The sequence below is a fragment of the Polynucleobacter sp. MWH-Berg-3C6 genome (genome assembly GCF_018881855.1).
Classification (GTDB): domain Bacteria; phylum Pseudomonadota; class Gammaproteobacteria; order Burkholderiales; family Burkholderiaceae; genus Polynucleobacter.
Map to the genome: position 1 here is coordinate 1 of NZ_JACVPN010000001.1, position 15,829 is coordinate 15,829.

The 15,829-nt window shown below is 45.3% G+C and carries 17 protein-coding genes and 1 tRNA gene; 4 read left to right on the top strand and 14 right to left on the bottom strand.

The features are described from left to right. Positions 1–1,169, bottom strand: a 1,169-nt coding sequence (locus tag ICN13_RS00005; protein WP_216137881.1) for a porin, incomplete at its 3' end; no start/stop codon positions are given. 270 nt (positions 1,170–1,439) lie between these two features. On the opposite strand from ICN13_RS00005, the gene ICN13_RS00010 reads away from it, so the two are divergent. Next, positions 1,440–1,515, top strand: a tRNA-Thr gene (locus ICN13_RS00010). A gap of 57 nt (positions 1,516–1,572) precedes the next feature. On the opposite strand, the gene ICN13_RS00015 is transcribed toward ICN13_RS00010, so the two are convergent. Beyond that, complete coding sequence (locus ICN13_RS00015; protein WP_216137883.1) at positions 1,573–2,922, bottom strand: MFS transporter; 1,350 nt, start codon at positions 2,920–2,922, stop codon at positions 1,573–1,575. Between the two features lie 174 nt (positions 2,923–3,096). Here ICN13_RS00015 and ICN13_RS00020 point away from each other — a divergent pair, with 174 nt between their 5' ends. Further along, positions 3,097–3,681, top strand: coding sequence for a phasin family protein (locus ICN13_RS00020; RefSeq protein WP_216137885.1), 585 nt, complete (start codon positions 3,097–3,099; stop codon positions 3,679–3,681). An 80-nt stretch (positions 3,682–3,761) separates the two neighbouring features. Here the strand turns inward: ICN13_RS00020 and rmuC are convergent, their stop codons facing one another. The 5 genes from rmuC to hemA form a co-directional block, all read right to left on the bottom strand. Beyond that, on the bottom strand, positions 3,762–5,036 hold the full coding sequence (gene rmuC / locus ICN13_RS00025) for a DNA recombination protein RmuC (RefSeq protein ID WP_216137887.1): 1,275 nt from the start codon (positions 5,034–5,036) through the stop codon (positions 3,762–3,764). 18 nt (positions 5,037–5,054) lie between these two features. After that, positions 5,055–5,363, bottom strand: a complete 309-nt coding sequence (gene grxD, locus ICN13_RS00030) for a Grx4 family monothiol glutaredoxin (RefSeq protein WP_216137889.1) — start codon at positions 5,361–5,363, stop codon at positions 5,055–5,057. A gap of 97 nt (positions 5,364–5,460) precedes the next feature. Beyond that, a complete protein-coding gene (prmC, locus tag ICN13_RS00035) occupies positions 5,461–6,312 on the bottom strand; it encodes a peptide chain release factor N(5)-glutamine methyltransferase (RefSeq protein ID WP_216137891.1) in 852 nt (283 codons plus the stop codon). A 6-nt stretch (positions 6,313–6,318) separates the two neighbouring features. Beyond that, positions 6,319–7,398 carry a peptide chain release factor 1 gene (prfA, locus tag ICN13_RS00040; RefSeq protein ID WP_216137892.1) on the bottom strand — a complete coding sequence of 360 codons (1,080 nt, stop codon included), beginning with the start codon at positions 7,396–7,398 and terminating at the stop codon, positions 6,319–6,321. Next, a complete protein-coding gene (gene hemA, locus ICN13_RS00045) occupies positions 7,399–8,715 on the bottom strand; it encodes a glutamyl-tRNA reductase (protein ID WP_216137901.1) in 1,317 nt (438 codons plus the stop codon). A 1-nt stretch (position 8,716) separates the two neighbouring features. Here hemA and ICN13_RS00050 point away from each other — a divergent pair, with 1 nt between their 5' ends. After that, complete coding sequence (locus tag ICN13_RS00050; RefSeq protein ID WP_255533963.1) at positions 8,717–9,013, top strand: GlsB/YeaQ/YmgE family stress response membrane protein; 297 nt, start codon at positions 8,717–8,719, stop codon at positions 9,011–9,013. A gap of 11 nt (positions 9,014–9,024) precedes the next feature. Here ICN13_RS00050 and ICN13_RS00055 read toward each other — a convergent pair whose 3' ends face one another. From ICN13_RS00055 to ICN13_RS00080, 6 genes are all read right to left on the bottom strand, one after another. Then, a complete protein-coding gene (locus ICN13_RS00055) occupies positions 9,025–9,351 on the bottom strand; it encodes a type II toxin-antitoxin system PemK/MazF family toxin (RefSeq protein WP_216137903.1) in 327 nt (108 codons plus the stop codon). Next, positions 9,348–9,563 carry an antitoxin MazE family protein gene (locus ICN13_RS00060; protein WP_216137905.1) on the bottom strand — a complete coding sequence of 72 codons (216 nt, stop codon included), beginning with the start codon at positions 9,561–9,563 and terminating at the stop codon, positions 9,348–9,350. The genes ICN13_RS00055 and ICN13_RS00060 overlap by 4 nt, the downstream gene beginning before the upstream one ends. A gap of 77 nt (positions 9,564–9,640) precedes the next feature. Further along, positions 9,641–10,405: a uracil-DNA glycosylase gene (locus tag ICN13_RS00065; RefSeq protein WP_216137907.1), complete on the bottom strand. Its 765-nt coding sequence runs from the start codon at positions 10,403–10,405 to the stop codon at positions 9,641–9,643. Between the two features lie 21 nt (positions 10,406–10,426). Then, complete coding sequence (locus tag ICN13_RS00070; protein WP_216137909.1) at positions 10,427–12,208, bottom strand: M61 family metallopeptidase; 1,782 nt, start codon at positions 12,206–12,208, stop codon at positions 10,427–10,429. Positions 12,209–12,213: 5 nt separating this feature from the next. Beyond that, the gene (locus tag ICN13_RS00075) at positions 12,214–12,930 is read right to left on the bottom strand and encodes a DsbC family protein (protein WP_216137911.1); all 717 of its coding nucleotides are present in this window, start codon (positions 12,928–12,930) and stop codon (positions 12,214–12,216) included. Next, entirely contained in the window at positions 12,923–14,197 is a 1,275-nt protein-coding gene (locus tag ICN13_RS00080; RefSeq protein ID WP_216137913.1) for a UbiH/UbiF family hydroxylase, read from the bottom strand. The genes ICN13_RS00075 and ICN13_RS00080 overlap by 8 nt, the downstream gene beginning before the upstream one ends. A gap of 40 nt (positions 14,198–14,237) precedes the next feature. On the opposite strand from ICN13_RS00080, the gene ychF reads away from it, so the two are divergent. Then, positions 14,238–15,332: a redox-regulated ATPase YchF gene (gene ychF / locus ICN13_RS00085; RefSeq protein ID WP_216137921.1), complete on the top strand. Its 1,095-nt coding sequence runs from the start codon at positions 14,238–14,240 to the stop codon at positions 15,330–15,332. A 70-nt stretch (positions 15,333–15,402) separates the two neighbouring features. On the opposite strand, the gene ICN13_RS00090 is transcribed toward ychF, so the two are convergent. After that, the gene (locus ICN13_RS00090; RefSeq protein WP_216137923.1) at positions 15,403–15,753 is read right to left on the bottom strand and encodes a hypothetical protein; all 351 of its coding nucleotides are present in this window, start codon (positions 15,751–15,753) and stop codon (positions 15,403–15,405) included. Positions 15,754–15,829 lie beyond the last annotated feature (76 nt).

Here is a 15,829-nt window from a genome sequence, read left to right on the forward strand (position 1 = left end):
CCATAGATTGTGTACAAGTTTGTACGCTTGCTTAGCCAGTAATTTCCACCTAACTGATAGCCAATAATGTTAGCAGTAGGTGCGCCAACTCCATATGAAGTGTAGCGACCGTTACCAACAGATGCCCAACCTTCAATGGTTGGTGTAATGAAGCTACGTACACCAATTTCTTGAGCTGAACGCTTAAGGAATAGGCTAGGATTGTTGTCCGCCTGAACTTTGCGGTTTACCCAACCAGCGTAGGCCTTCAAAATACCAAAGTCATAGCTTCCTGTGATCAAAGCTTGTCCATCAATAACGTTATTACCCTGTGTACCTGATCCCCAAGCTGCTGGGGTAGTTGTATAGGTTGCTGCGCCACCTACTGGAGCCTCGGAATGGAACACTTGGTATGAAGCCTGGATATTTGCTTTTTGAATATTCCAATCCAAAGCACCCATCCAGCCAAACTGGTTAGAGTTTCCACCATTAGTAGCAGATGTTCTAGTGGAATCTTGATTACTCAAGACAGCGCCAAGTTTAGCTTGTACGCCAGCCATTCTATCGGAACGAGCGGTAATCGTGTTTGTGGTTCTATTGGTAAATGCGCCATAAGCAGAACCGTTAAGTGCTGCAGTAGCAGTGGAAGGAACAGAGGCACTATTAAAGAAAGCGCCGTCAGTTGTAGGAGCTAACATGCTACCTAAAGTTTGATTCAACTGACCAGTAGTGTTACTACCAGCTTGTTCCCAGTTAAAGGTGTTTTGTGTACCAATACGTACATCAACCAAACCTTTTTTAACTAAACCAACATATGCTTGACGAGTGTTGAAAACCTGATTTGGTGATCCAGCGTTTGAACCTGAACTAGCTGTAGGAGCTGCAATTGTTTCGCCAGAAGCGTTCGAACCAGCATTACCGGCAGGTTGGATACCTAACTCATATACAAAGTTTGCTGAAGTACCGCCACCAAGATCTTCAGTGCCACGGAAACCAATACGGCTGCCAGATTCCATACTGTTGCTGATACGGCTAACGTTTTGCTTGTTAGTGGCGGTGGCACTAGTGAAGCTAGCACTACCATTGGTATAACCAACATCCATAATTCCGTAAACAGTCACTGAGGACTGAGCTTGAGCTGCGCCAGCAAAAGCTGTCATAGCTGCAACTGCTAATAGCGATTTTTTCATTCTTTAAATCTCCAAAGACTAAGGAATGAAGATTTGTTAAATGAATTGCGCTTCTCATGTCGTTTTTAAGCGACACCTCAACCATTTCTACTTTGGGGCTTTGCCTCATCACTGTGGCGCAAATTCCTCAGCACCCATTTTGGATTTCTTAAAAGACCTTTATAGGCTGTGAATGTTCCGAAGAGTTGATCGAGCTTGTGTAAGCGAGTCGCTTAGATGCGGCCCTTTGGCACCCTTGGAGATTGCGAAATAGGCTAAAATATCACCATTGCCCCTTTAGCTCATCTGGTAGAGCAACTGATTTGTAATCAGTAGGTGGTCTGTTCGAGTCGGACAAGGGGCACCAAATATTCCAAAGCTTCTAAGTTAAATGCCTTAGAAGCTTTTTTCTTTTGTTGCTCTGCTAGAGATTGAGATTAACCTTGTTTGTCTCTGGTAAATATAAAACCGCGATCACTGCAGCGCTAGCTAAAAAGACTGTTGGGTACCAAAGTCCAGCAAGATCATTTCCCCATTGTTGGTTTAGCCAAGTCACGATGAGTGGTAAAAGTCCGCCTATCCATCCTGCCGCTAGGTTGTGTGGAAGAGTTGCAGCACTATTGCGGGTCTTGGCAGGAAATAGCTCAGCTAAGAGCGCTGTTTGAGGGCCAACCACTAAGGCAAGAGATAGGGATAGAGCAGTTAAAAGTAGCCCAATCAATATCAGCGGACTAGTGGCATTTGGTGCCTGTAGGTACTGTTGTCCCAAGTCTTGAAGTATTTGGAATGCAGGCTGTATAAAAATAGCCCCCAATAAAAGACCGCCAATCACAACAGGCTTACGACCAACTTTATCTGATAGCCAGCCAGCAAATAGGGTTAGTGGAAACAGTGCTAAGGTCGCATAAACACTGAGTTGATCAACAACTGCTGGCGCTAGTTTGACAGAGACCTTCAGAAAGATGGAGGTATAAACCTGCACACAGAAAAAGAGCACTGCTCCGCCTGCGGAGATGCAGAAGAAAAGTAAAAACATTCGCTTGCGTGTTTGGGGGTCTCGAAAATTACTGAGCAAAGGATGATCAGTTTTTTGATTGCTTTTACTGAGCTCTAAAAACACAGGCGTTTCTTCCAAAGCCATGCGAGCTTTAAATGCGATGATTAATAAGATGATTGAGATCCAAAATGGCACTCGCCAGCCCCATGATTCAAATTCTTCTGGAGAAAGATAAATTCTGAGAAGAGCGATTTGTAAGGTGGAAAACAAAATCCCAAGAGGCCCCATCAGTTGCAGAAAACTGGTCTTGAAGCCCCTGTATGCGCTCCCTGCATGTTCAGCCAGGTATACGGCACTGCCACCAATTTCTCCGCCAGCAGATAAGCCTTGGAGCAGGCGCAAGCTAACAAGGCAAATCGGGGCCCAGATACCTACTTGGGCGTAGGTGGGTAAAAAACCTACGCAAATAGTGGCTAGCCCCATGAGGGCAATGGTGATCATAAATACAGGCTTACGGCCAATACTATCGCCCATAGAGCCAAATATGGCAGCTCCGATAGGGCGCACTACCATCCCAACACCAAAAGTCGCTAGGCTGGCTAATAGGCCGGCGCCTGGATCACTCGACGGGAAGAACAGGGGGCCAAAAACGACTGCCAAAGTGGCAAAGGTGAGAAAGTCATACCACTCTAAAAAGGTCCCAAAGCAGGCTGCAATCGCTACTTTTCGGTAGGAGTGAGCGCCCACTATTTTTTCTAAGTTATTGATTTTATTCAATTTAAATCTTTTTACAAAGTATTTGTTGCAAAGCAGCAAAAAGTTCTTGATTTGTCATATTTGTTCAGTTACAGTTTGATGGTGCAGTGCAATATTTAAGGTATCTGAAGTTTTCCATCTCTTAAATCGTGCGCTTAATTGACTAGTTGTACCACTTAATTTCTGGAGAAATACATGAACCAAGATCAAATCACCGCTAAATTGTCCCAAATTAATAGCAAAGGCCTCGAGGCTTCATTTTCTTTGAGCGAAGCTGCTTTGGAAAATGCTCAGAAATTGGCTGAGTTGAACTACGCTGCTTCAAAAGATGTATTGGTAAATGCTCAAGATGGCATTCAACAAGTTTTGACAGCAAAAGATCCAAAGCAAGTTACTGAACTGCTCAATGTTGAGTCATTGCAAGCTGCCGGTACCCAAGCAGTTGCATATCAAAAGAAAGTAAGCAAAGTATTGCGTGATGGCAATAAAGAATTGGCAAACGTTGTTGATGCAAGCATCGACCAGTTGCAAGATGGTTTCCAGGATTGGATTAACACTGTTGCTGCTAATGCACCAGCTGGCTCTGACGCATTTTTGTCTTCATTCAAGACTGTATATGGTAGCGCATTGCAAGGTTTTGAACAGTTCCGCGCTGCTAGCAAAGAAGCTTTTGCTACTGTAGAAAAAACCGCTGATCAAGCAATTGACTCTATTCAAGGTCAAATGGTTCAAGCTAAGAAAGCTGCTACACCTGCATCACGTGCACGCAAATCTGCTTAATTGAATTCGATTTAGAGGTAAGCTTTAAAATAAAACCCCGCCTGGCATGAGCTAAGCGGGGTTTTTTCTTGATGGGGTTTTTATTCTGAATCAGTAGAAGATTCGATTAATGGCGTAGATAAGTTTTTGCTAGGCTTAACACCGAGCTCACGAACTTTTTCAGCGGTACGAATAAGATTGCCTTTGCCAGACTTCAGTTTATTAAAGGCATCGTGATAACTCGTTTGAGCTTGATCTAAGCGTTGACCTAACTTTTCTAGATCTTCTACAAAACCTACGAACTTGTCATACAAGCTGCCGCATTGTTTGGCAATCTCGAGAGCGTTACGGTTCTGCTGATCCTGTCTCCACAGATGAGCCACGGTACGTAAGGTTGCCATCAAAGTGCTTGGGCAAACCAACACAATATTTTTGGCTAAAGCTTCTTGATAGAGATTAGGCGCAGTCTTCAACGCCAATAAGAATGCTGGCTCAATTGGCACAAACATCAACACAAAGTCGACAGAGCCAACGCCATATAAGGAGCTGTAGTTTTTTCCGGATAGGCCTTGAATATGTTGACGCAAAGATTGGATATGGCCTGCCAGCTCTTGTTCTGCAACGATTGGATCGGTTGTTTCAGCATGTCTTGCATATGCCGTGATTGAGACCTTGCTATCTACCACCAGGCTTCTGCCTTCAGGTAGCTTAATCACAACGTCAGGCTGTAAGCGAGATCCATCCGATTGAGTATGGCTATCTTGCACCACATACTCTTCGCCTTTGCGTAAACCGGAAGACTCTAGAATTGACTCTAGAACCAGCTCCCCCCAATTGCCTTGAACTTTTGAATCGCCTTTAAGGGCCTGAGTTAAGGAGCGTGTCTCATCAGACATACGCAGATTGAGATTGGCTAAACGCTCGATCTCACTTTTAAGGGCAAAGCGTTCGCGCGCTTCATTGCCATAAGAGGTGCTGACCTGTTCTTTAAATTCAGTTAGCTTAGTTTGCAATGGTTTGAGAAGGGCATCTAAGCTCGCAGCATTTTGTTCGGTAAAACGCTTCGATTTATCTTCCAAAATCTCATTGGCTAAATTCTTGAATTGGTTTGTTAAGGCCTCTTTGGCTTCATTGAGAGACTCAATTCTTCCTAGGCCTTGTTTGCGCTCAGAATCTAGCTCTGCTTCAAGACGAATAGCGGTTTGTAGAGCTTGGTCTCGCTCGCTGCGAAGACTGGCTGCAAGTGCAGCGTGCGTTTGTGCTTCTTGCCCCGTGCGTGATATTGCCGAGCGTAAGTTCAGCGCATAAACTAAAAGGCCTGCACACAGAGCAAATGGCAGGCCAAATAGCAGCAGCGAACTGAGATCAAAAGTCACAGAGCTAAATTGAAGTAATTAAGCTTTGACTAGTTTTTGGAGCTCACCAGACTCGAACATTTCAGTCATGATGTCTGATCCGCCGATGAACTCACCGTTGATATAGAGCTGAGGAATCGTTGGCCAATTCGCAAATTCTTTGATGCCTTGACGAATATCTGCACTTTCTAATACGTTAACAGTATGAAGTTTTTCAACACCGCTGGCGCGCAAAATATTAATGGCATTGCCAGAGAAGCCGCACTGAGGAAATTGCGCTGTTCCTTTCATGAACAGAACAACAGGATGGCTAGTAACGATTTCTTTGATTTGAGCTTGTGTATCCATAAATTCTTTCTAGAAAAACAATAAAGCGGTAAAAAAGGTTTAGAAATGCTGTTGCATTGATTTTAAGACTTAATGCAAAAAAGGGTAATTTCGGATCTTATTTTCTGCCAGATACTACCCGCTGATGCCCAGCCAAATCTTGGTGGGTTTGAATATCGCTTAATCCTGCGGCTTTCATCAGACTGACCACGGCCTCTGACTGATCAAATCCATGCTCAACCGCAAGCAGACCCAAGGGTTTTAAGTGTTGGCTAGCCCCCTCAATAATGACCTCAAGACAGCTGAGTCCATTCGCATGATCCGTAAGCGCAGAGATGGGCTCAAAGCGTAGATCGCCTTGAGTGAGGTGGATATCTTGATTGGCGATATACGGAGGGTTGCTTAAGATGACATCAAAAAGGACTTCATCACCCAAAGCTTCATACCAGCTACCTTGCGCAAATTGGACGCGAGTCTCAAGACCCAAATGTTTAGCGTTAGTAGCGGCAATGACTAAAGCCTCTGATGATTGATCGGTTGCGCGCACCATCACGCTGGAGGACTCATGTGCAATAGCGAGAGCGATGGCCCCAGAGCCAGTTCCTAGATCGAGCAGATTGGCAGATGAAATTTCTGTTTCAAGCCGCTGAATTTCTCGAAGCCCTATTTCAACTAGGAGTTCGGTTTCTGGGCGAGGTATGAGTACACCCGGTGCAACAAATAATTCAATATTGTGAAAGCCTCTTTTACCAATGAGATAAGCAATGGGCTCTCCAGCCATTCTTTTGGATTGCAATTCTTGCCAAGTTACGTTTGCTTCCAAGCTGAGCGTCATATCATCGCGTGATAGTAATGCTGAGCGGGGCAGTTGATAGTGTTTATCAAGTACATGCGCCATTAATAGGCGTGCTTCGCTGGCAGGAAGTGGTGAGCTACTGAGTAAAGAGCGCAGGCTTAAATCTGGGTTCATCAAACTTTAGTTGTCACCCAGGGCAGCGAGCAGTTCAGCTTGATGCTCTGAGGCTAGGGCATTGCAGAGGTCGTCAATGTCTCCATCCATCATCGCATCAATCTTATAGAGCGTTAGATTAATGCGGTGATCTGTAATTCGTCCTTGTGGGAAGTTATAGGTCCGAATACGGTCGCTACGATCGCCAGAGCCAATCAAAGATTTGCGGGTTTGGGCTTCAAGCTGATGTTTCTCACGTTCGCGTGCATCCATGATGCGTGAAACTAGAACTTTCATGGCTTGTTCACGATTGCGGTGCTGGCTGCGATCATCTTGGCACTCAACAACGGTACCAGTTGGTAAGTGAGTAATACGCACTGCAGAGTCAGTTTTATTAATGTGTTGACCGCCAGCACCAGAGGCGCGGAAGGTATCGATGCGCAGCTCAGCAGGATTGATTTTGACAGCCTCTAATTCATCTGCTTCTGGCATTACCGCTACCGTACAAGCCGATGTATGAATACGCCCCTGAGTTTCTGTTTGAGGAACGCGCTGTACACGGTGACCGCCCGACTCGAACTTCAGGCGTGAGTACACGGCTTGACCAACCAAGCGAAGTACAACCTCTTTATAGCCCCCTAAATCGGATTCAGCAGCACTAACGACCTCTACTTTCCAGCCTTGTCGTTCTGCAAAGCGGGTATACATACGCAATAAGTCACCTGCAAAGAGCGCACTTTCATCACCACCAGTGCCAGCTCTGATTTCTAGGAAGACATTGCGCTCATCGTTCTCATCTTTAGGTAGCAAGAGCTTTTGCAGAGTTCCTGCAAGTTCTTCCATGGTGGCTAAAGCCTGCTTTTGCTCTTCATCGGCAAAGTCCTTCATCTCTGGATCTTTGCGCATCTCTTCAGCGGCTTGCGCGTCTGCTTCAGCTTGTTTGTAAAGTCCAAATTGCTCAACAACGGTAGCAATATCAGAATGTTCACGCGTGAGCTTCCGATAGGCATCCATATCTTTGGTTGCCTCTTCAGAGGTTAAAAGGGAATTGAGTTCGGCTAAGCGCGTGTCTAGATGTTCTAGCTTAGCCCGCATGCTGGGCTTCATCTAATGATCTTCTGGCTTAGTGTGGGAGGAGAATAATTTTGGTAGGAGCTTAATGAGGGCGTCACGCTCTGCCCCATTGGAGTGTTGTAGTGCATGCAGTGAGCCATGTAAGAATTTATTCGTTAATCCTTGAGCCATCGCATTTAGAACTTCTTGTGGATCATCACCACGCATTAAACGTTTCATCGCGCGCTCTAACTCAAGTTGTCTTAAGCGCTCGCCTTGAGTCTGAATATCTTGAATGATAGGAACGGCATTGCGTCCTTGCATCCAGTGCATAAAGTTACCAACCCGATCTTCAATAATCGCCTCAGCTTGGCTAACTGCTGCTTGGCGTAAACTAGCGCCCGTTTGAATCATGATGCCCAGGTCATCAACTGTATAGAGATAGACATCATCAAGTCGCGAAATTTCTGGTTCAAAGTCACGAGGAACGGCAAGGTCAATCATCACCATCGGCTTATGACGACGTAGTTTGAGGGCGCTCTCAACCATGCCCAAACCAATGATGGGTAGTGATGAGGCGGTGCTAGAAACAATAATGTCGAATTCATGCAGGCGCCCCGGAAGCTCTGAAAGCTTGAATGACTCGGCCTCAAGGTCTTGCATGGAAATGGAGTCGGCTAACTCTTGACCACGTTCAATCGTGCGATTAGCAATTGCAACATTTTTAGGTTTGCGTGCTACAAAGTGTGTGGCACATAAAGAAATCATATCGCCAGCGCCAATAAACAAAATACGCTGATCAGAGATCTTTTCAAAGATGCGCTCTGCAAGACGAACCGACGCTGCCGCCATAGAAATGGAATGCGCACCAATTTCAGTAGAGCCCCGAACTTCTTTGGCAACTGAAAATGTTTTCTGAAAGAGTTGATTGAGATAGGTGCCCAAAACACCTGCATCATTTGCAGTACGAACCGCATCTTTCATTTGCCCCAAAATCTGGGTCTCACCAATCACCATAGAATCTAATCCACAAGCCACTCGGAAAGCATGACGTACTGCATCAGATTGGGGTAAAGAATAAATATGGGGTTGAAGACTGCTAGGGGCAAGCTGTTGCGTTTTGGCTAACCAATCAAAAGTGGCTTCATGCAAGAGACCGGCAGCGCTGGCATCATTCGCCGCGCAGTAGACCTCGGTGCGGTTGCAGGTTGACAAAATTGTGGCTTCAGGCAGCCCGGCCTGATTCGCGCCAAGCAAATGTTGGCGTAAATCATGCAACGCTTCTTGAAGAAATTCAGGATCGAAGGCGACCTTTTCCCGAATGGCGACCGGCGCTGTGTGATGATTGATGCCGAGTGTCAACAACTTCATAATGGCGATTATAGATTTGATGACAGCATTAATGGGGGTATCAATGGGGTTTTTAGCTTTTCTGGTGATTGGGGGTATTTCCGGGGCTTCAGCCTGGATTTTTTACCCCGGCCAATCCAAGGGACCAAAGCCGGTAAAGCTGCTGCTAGCAGTATTTTTGGGCTTTGTGGTCGCCTTTACTAGCTCTTATCTGGGCCAGTACTTGGGATTCTTTCAGTCTGGCCAGATGCTGGAGTGGCTGAGTGCTATTTTTGCTGCTTGCTTAGTGGGCTGTATTTTTACTGCCCTAGCTAAGTGAAGCTCTAATTCTCAGGCTAGCCCCAGCCACAATGCCAGGGCTCTATTTACGCGCACCAATATTGTGTCATCAAGAGTCCCGATAACTTTGCCAATCTTTTCTTTTCGAATCGACATAATTTTGTCTATTTGAATTTGACATTCTTTTGTCAATCCATTCCGATCGTCTGGTGTGACATTCAGTCTAAAAATTGGCGCTTGGATCAGATTGCTTGAGAGCAAGGCAACGCTTACGGTCTCATGAATATTGCTAAATACATCAGACTGAAGAACGAGAGCGGGCCTTGGCTTACCAAAATCACCTTGCATTGCAATGGTTACTAAATCACCCCGCTTCATAAGTCATCCAAATCAGATAAAGCTTGATCCATAAACGACATAAGTTGCTTATCTTTTTGGTCAGCTGCTGCTGCAACTTTTGATTGGCGGCGGCACTCTTCAGTAAACCCAGGAGCACGGGTATCGGGAACCCAAATTTGGATTGGTCTTAATCCTGAGTTTCTCAACGAGTCTCGATGTTTTTGTACTCTCGAAGCAGAATTTGAAGGCATTTAGAGCCCTTAAAAGTTAGTTACATGTAACATTTTAGACCAAAATATTCGTTACATGTAACTTACGGTATGCCCCTTTAGTTAAGAAGGCTAAATTGCTCTGAGGAGTTGGAGGTTCTGGTCCATTGAATAGGGCTTAAGTGGTGCCGAATTAGCCATTCATTGGTTTTGCTGAAATGCCCACAACTGGCTTTTGCCCCTGGCTCTAAAAAAGGCCTATCTGTTTTGTAAACACCCAAACCGGAGGGGTGGGAGGATTGCAAAATGAATTGATCCAAGCCGGATTCAATTAAAGGTAATTTAGATTGCGCATGACCACCCCAGAGCATCCAAACTAACTGGGGTCTTTGTGCAGCCAAAGCAGAAATGAGTCGATCAATCAAACTCTTCCAACCAAGGTTAGCGTGACTTCCTGCTTCGCCTAATTTGACGCTTAAGGCTGTATTGAGAAGGAGAACTCCTTGCTCGGCCCAAGCATGCAGATCACCGTTGGGTAATTGGCCAAACCCTTCAAGAGCAAGGGCTTTGCTAATGTTGCGCAGAGAGCTCGGAAATGCACGAGAGTTGGTGGGAATGGTTGCTGGAATAGAAAACGCTAAACCTTGCGCTAGACCTGGAGAGTGATAAGGGTCTTGTCCCAGAATTACAACCTTAACCGCTTCAACCGGGGTTAACTTCAGTGCCTTAAAGAAATTACTTGGCTCTGGCCGAATATGGTTTGCATCAACATCAAGAGCAGCTTGTAAATTCTGTTCTAAGTCTTGCCAAGCGGAAGAATCGAAATAGTCACCCAGTAAATTGCGCCAATCAGCGGGAACATCCTCTTTAGAAAAAGCTGGCATCTATTGAAGAGAGTTTGTTTATTACGATTTTGCGGAGTGAGCGATTAGCTCAAACTGCATTGGTAGTTGACTCATCTCTAAACTTGCCATGCGCTCATGTTCTAAGTCATCGCGATAGAAGCAAAAGTAGATATGCTGCCCTTCGGTAAGGCTGGCTAGAACCTTATCTAGACGAGCGCTAGTAATGCGTTGGCCATTGATGCTGGCCAGTAGGTCACCAGGCGCAAGCCCTGCCTGCTGTGCTGCGCCACCATCTAAAACATGGGTAATTTTTAACCATCCATTGGCATCTGTATGTCGCATAGCCAGCTGCAGCTTAATCTTCTCTAATTTCGAGTGTGCCTTGGGTTTCACCGAAATGAATTTAGAAGTGATCCATTTCTGAATCGGAATATCTTCAGCGCCAAAAATGTAACGCGCTTTCATATCATTCCAGGTTTTCGAAAAGCCCGATCCAAGTAACTCAAGAATTAATTCATCTAGTCCATCTTCGGCAATACCATTAAGCGTGACACCATGCTTTTGCCAGATTAGGCGCATGAGTCCATCTAAAGATTGCTTATTTTTTGAAAATGCCCGAATTTGTAAATCCAAACCTAGAGCCAGTAGGGCGCCCTTACCGTAGTAGCTCACAACTGCGTTTGGAGTGTTTTCATCGGCTTGGTAGTACTTGGTCCAGGCATCAAATGAGCTATCTGCCAAGCTTTGCTTGTTTTTTCCTGGTCCTCGGAAGATGCCATTCCAATTAGAAGAGACTAGATCTAAATAAGTTTTGAGATCAATCCGTTTGCTACGAAATAACTGAAGATCATCGTAGTAACTTGTAAAGCCCTCGAATAGCCAAAGCAAACGAGTATGGTTGCGCTTGCTTAAATCATAGGGCTGAAATGCTTTTGGCTGAATGCGCTTGACTAACCATGCATGAAAATACTCATGACTACATAAGCCTAAGAACTCTCGATACGCAGCCTCATCTAACGGGGCATCTTGTTGTGGAATTTGGTCGCGACGGCAGAGCAATGCCGTGCTGTTGCGATGTTCAAGACCGCCATAACCATTCAGTACGGCATTTACTAAAAAGAGATAGTCCCTAAAAGGAGCTTGCTTAGTCTTTGGCTCAAAGAGGTTGATCGTACAGGTGCAAATCGCCTCTAAATCTTGCGCAAGACGTTTTACATCAACGGAATTGATGCACCCCTGAATTGCCATGCTGTGGGGGACATTATTTGATATCCAGTGAACGATCTGAAACTCGCCCATAGCAACCGGGTGATCGAGTAGATCATCATAATTTTGAGCAAGATAAAAACCAAAACCACGCTTATCTGTTTTGACTGCCCTTAAACCAGTTTGTACTGACCAGTGATCAGCAAAACTAGCCTCAGGCGGTGCAATAGCAAGCGAACAAGGCAAATCATGTTGACCTATGACTTCGAGACACAAACTACTTGCGTTGAAAAACCCACGCTCAGTATCAAGATAGGCTGCGCGCACAGAAGAATCATAGGCATATACCGTTGTGATTATTTCAATTGCGCTATTTGTTTTTGGTAAGCGCCACTGATCATTATTGATTCTCTCAAGAGGAAGCTTTTTCTTTGCGCCAACTGAATAAGCCTCAATTGATTCAATCTGCTTGCTAAAGTCCCGAATCAAATAGCTTCCCGGAATCCATGCTGGCATCTGCAATACCTGGCCCTTAGGATTTGGAGCTGCAATATGTAACTTCACTTGATAGCGATGACCATGAAGGTCTGCCGGCCATACGGTGTACTGGATTGCTGGAAGATCTGCTGTATTCATGATGTTTATTTCAGAGAGCTAAATTTCTTTTCAATATCAGTGATTTGAACTGCGCCTGGGAAGCGACTGCCATCGATAAAGAAAAGAGTAGGCGTTCCGGTGATGCCGTAGGTTTTCGCAAACGCGACATTTTTATCAAGAGGAGTACTGCAATCACTTTTTCCGCTCGGGGCGATCCCATTAATCATCCAATCGATATAGGCCTTATAGGGATCTGATGAACATGAGATTTGTTTTGATTTTTGGACTGAGTCGGCGCCCAAAATAGGGATGAGATATGTATAAACAGTCACGTTATCTAACTGCTGCAACGATTTTTCTAAACGCTTACAGTAACCACAATTAGGATCTGAAAACACGGCTAGCTGCCGACTGCCGTTGCCGCGCACCGTTTTGATGGCATTAGCTGGGCTTAAGTCTGCCCACTTGATTCGATTTAAATCGGCTTGCCTTTGCTCGGTGATATTTTTACCGCTTGCTAATTCAATAATCTCACCCTGAATTAAATATTTTCCGGAGGCATCTGTATAAAACACCTCGTTACCAACCAATACTTCGTAGAGGCCTGGGACTGGTGCCGCTGAAACACCTCTCACTTTGACATTTGCCCCAAGCTTCTTTTGTATCTCTGTTTTGATTTGCTGTTCAGCTTGCGCATGAGCTAGCCCAGAAAAAAGAAAAGTAGAACAAATAAAAGTTAGCGCTGATAACAATTTAATCAAAATCAATATCCCCTAAAGCGCGTTCAATGAGGCGCTGTTTAATAAAGTGGCTTTTGTTCACTAGGCCAAGCCCCCAGTTACGTAGTTGTCGTTCGGTGTTGCTGCTTGCAGAAAATAATTTTTTCAGTTTATCTGTGACCCATAACAGCGCACTAGTATCGCCTTGACGTTGACGCTCGTAACGCCGCAGTAATACAGCATCACTTGGCTTGCGGAAAGACTCACGTTTACCAAGAATGTTGAGTAAGACCGCAACATCACGCAGGCCTAGGTTCAAACCTTGCCCTGCTAAGGGGTGCATGACATGAGCTGCATCACCAATGAGGACAACCTTGGGTGCAGTTTCTGGGCCAATGAATCGTTTGGCCCGAATTCGTCTTAAGGGAAAAGCTGCTGGGCTTGAGTTGAGTGTGAGTTCACCCAATTGTTTTCCAATTGCGCCATTTGCAATTGATGAAAACCGCTCTTGCCATTGGTCTTGATTGAGTTTTAATAAATCAGCAGCATGCTCGGGTGAGGTTGACCACACCATTGACACTTGCTTACCAGGCAAGGGCAGCATTGCCACAATATCGCCCCCAGGTAAGAACCACTGGAAAGCCGTTTCAAGATGGGGATAAGTGCAAGTCCAGTTAGCAACGACTGCGCTTTGTGAGTAGCTTTCTTCGGTAGTCGTAATGCCAAGTTCAGAGCGAATGGGAGAGTTTGCACCATCGGCAGCAATAATCAGTTGCGCATGAATAGCCCCACCATTTTTTAAATGTAGCGTACCCCCATCTACATCGACTTCAATCTTTTCAATGGCGTCACTAATGCGCTCCAATTTATTTTGAAAGCGAGATGCTTGATCAAGAGTGTGTTCGATGAGATTGGATTCGCCAATCCAGGCCAGTTGAGGTGTGCCTGCTTCAAATGCAGAAAGATGGAGTTGATCCTTTTGTTCACCACGGTCGCCATAAATTCGCATATCCCGTACCGGCTGCATTCGACTGTGATCTAGTGCATCCCAAATTTGCAAATGGGCTAATAGTTTTTGGGTGCTCGGGGAAAATGCGTAGATTCGTTGGCCCCACTGTGATCCTTGGGGTGCAGCTACTGTCTGCCCCAGATCCGGTGCAATCTCAATAGTTTGTAGACCAAGTTGGGCTAGACCAAGCGCGCAAGCCTTGCCAGCGATACCTCCACCGACAATCACAACGTCAACCGAGCGGATTTTGGTAGATTGCACAGGGGGTTTGGGCAGGTGATTTTGGTGAACTTCTGACATAACTCGATGATATCGAATCCAGCCCCTTTACAATATCTCCATGTCTTTAAAATGTGGCATCGTCGGCCTGCCTAACGTCGGCAAATCTACCCTCTTTAACGCGCTTACCAAAGCTGGGATCGCTGCAGAAAACTATCCTTTCTGCACGATTGAGCCTAATGTAGGTGTGGTCGAGGTTCCTGACCCCCGTCTAGCCGCCTTGGCTGAGATTGTGAAGCCTGAGCGCATCCTGCCAGCTACCGTCGAGTTTGTCGATATTGCTGGTTTGGTTGCTGGCGCCTCCAAAGGCGAGGGTCTGGGCAATCAATTCTTAGCCAATATCCGAGAAACGGATGCCATTACCCACGTTGTCCGATGCTTTGAGGATCCAAACGTGATTCACGTTGCGGGCAAGATTGACCCTATTGCCGATATTGGTGTGATCGATACCGAGTTGGCTTTGTCTGATTTAGCCACTGTTGAAAAAACCCTCAATCGTTCTACTAAGGCCGCTAAATCGGGTAACGATAAAGAGGCTGCAGCTTTGGTAGCGGTTCTCACTAAAGTGCAAGCGCATCTTGATTCTGCGCTTCCTGTGCGTAGCCTCAATTTAAGTGAAGAAGAATTACTTGTAATTAAACCCCTGTGTTTAATTACTGCTAAACCAGCAATGTATGTGGCAAACGTCAAAGAAGATGGTTTTGCAAACAACCCTCATCTTGAGGCGGTAAAGCAGCACGCTGCAAAAGAAAAGGCCCCGGTTGTTGCTGTTTGCGCAGCAATTGAAGCAGAGATTGCTGATCTTGATGATGCCGATAAAACAGAATTCTTGGCTGACTTGGGTATGGAAGAGCCCGGCTTGGATCGCGTTATTCGTGCTGGATACTCGCTACTTGGTTTGCAAACTTACTTTACTGCTGGTATTAAAGAAGTGCGTGCCTGGACTATTCATCAGGGCGATACTGCGCCACAGGCTGCAGGTGTTATTCATACGGATTTTGAGCGTGGTTTCATTCGTGCGCAAACTATTGCTTATGATGACTTCATTCAATTTAAGGGTGAGGCTGGAGCTAAAGAAGCTGGCAAGATGCGAGCTGAAGGCAAAGAGTATGTCGTTAAGGATGGAGATGTATTGAACTTCTTATTCAATGTGTGATGATTGATGCATCGCTTAAGTAATAAAAAAGCCCTTATCAAAAGGGCTTTTTTATTAAGGTAAAAAGAACCTAAGCAGATTTAGCTGCTTTCTCGAGGCACTTGGAAATATCTTCATAGCGTTTGAGGGCCAGCTTTGTTGGCAACACTTCTTTTTTGCGCCCATCAGCATTTGAAACCATTTTGATGTAACCCATTGCGCTAAGATTTTTTAAGCGGCCATGTAATGTTGCTTGTGAGCCTAGCTCTGAGAGTGCAATTAAATCACCCACCAATACAGATTCTTTGGAGTGTGCGCAGTTAACGATCTTATCTAGCAAATTTTCTTCAATGCAGTCTAGTTTCTTGCCAGGATTCATTCGATCTAGGGCGTCGATCAAATTGAGAAAGCGAAGATAGGATGGTGACTTGGTTATTGCCATAATGGGTTGATATTTATTCCGGTTGATAGTTATTAGCTCTAGGGCTAGTATCAGTGTATTCCCTAGTGAAGATTTT

Bases quoted from the DNA above. Each gene is read 5' to 3' on its own strand.
- ICN13_RS00020 (WP_216137885.1), top strand. From the start codon at position 3,097: ATGAACCAAGATCAAATCACCGCTAAATTGTCCCAAATTAATAGCAAA.
- grxD (WP_216137889.1), bottom strand. From the start codon at position 5,363: ATGGATACACAAGCTCAAATCAAAGAAATCGTTACTAGCCATCCTGTT.
- prmC (WP_216137891.1), bottom strand. From the start codon at position 6,312: ATGAACCCAGATTTAAGCCTGCGCTCTTTACTCAGTAGCTCACCACTT.
- prfA (WP_216137892.1), bottom strand. From the start codon at position 7,398: ATGAAGCCCAGCATGCGGGCTAAGCTAGAACATCTAGACACGCGCTTA.
- hemA (WP_216137901.1), bottom strand. From the start codon at position 8,715: ATGAAGTTGTTGACACTCGGCATCAATCATCACACAGCGCCGGTCGCC.
- ICN13_RS00050 (WP_255533963.1), top strand. From the start codon at position 8,717: ATGGCGATTATAGATTTGATGACAGCATTAATGGGGGTATCAATGGGG.
- ICN13_RS00055 (WP_216137903.1), bottom strand. From the start codon at position 9,351: ATGAAGCGGGGTGATTTAGTAACCATTGCAATGCAAGGTGATTTTGGT.
- ICN13_RS00060 (WP_216137905.1), bottom strand. From the start codon at position 9,563: ATGCCTTCAAATTCTGCTTCGAGAGTACAAAAACATCGAGACTCGTTG.
- ICN13_RS00065 (WP_216137907.1), bottom strand. From the start codon at position 10,405: ATGCCAGCTTTTTCTAAAGAGGATGTTCCCGCTGATTGGCGCAATTTA.
- ICN13_RS00070 (WP_216137909.1), bottom strand. From the start codon at position 12,208: ATGAATACAGCAGATCTTCCAGCAATCCAGTACACCGTATGGCCGGCA.
- ICN13_RS00080 (WP_216137913.1), bottom strand. From the start codon at position 14,197: ATGTCAGAAGTTCACCAAAATCACCTGCCCAAACCCCCTGTGCAATCT.
- ychF (WP_216137921.1), top strand. From the start codon at position 14,238: ATGTCTTTAAAATGTGGCATCGTCGGCCTGCCTAACGTCGGCAAATCT.
- ICN13_RS00090 (WP_216137923.1), bottom strand. From the start codon at position 15,753: ATGGCAATAACCAAGTCACCATCCTATCTTCGCTTTCTCAATTTGATC.